Origin of the sequence: Thermoflexus hugenholtzii JAD2 (assembly GCF_900187885.1) — a bacterium.
Classification (GTDB): domain Bacteria; phylum Chloroflexota; class Anaerolineae; order Thermoflexales; family Thermoflexaceae; genus Thermoflexus; species Thermoflexus hugenholtzii.
The window spans coordinates 1-224 of sequence record NZ_FYEK01000039.1; the positions used below are offsets into that span (position 1 = coordinate 1).

Annotated in this window: 1 protein-coding gene; it reads left to right on the forward strand. The window is 68.8% G+C overall.

Going from position 1 to position 224, the window contains the following annotated elements; all coding sequences use genetic code 11:
- Window positions 1–224: FtsK/SpoIIIE domain-containing protein (locus tag CFB18_RS10185; RefSeq protein WP_407084011.1), on the forward strand; the 224-nt coding region annotated here is incomplete at both ends.

Sequence of the window (224 nt, forward strand, 5' to 3'; positions counted from 1 at the left end):
ATCACGCGGCTGGCGCAGATGGCGCGGGCGACGGGGATTCATCTGGTGATCGCCACGCAGCGGCCGAGCGTGGACGTGGTGACGGGGCTGATCAAGGCGAACTTTCCGGCGCGGATTGCCTTTGCGGTGGCTTCGTCGGTGGACTCGCGGGTGATCCTGGACATGCCGGGGGCGGAGACGTTGCTGGGGCGGGGCGACATGCTTTTCCTGCCGCCCGACCAGGG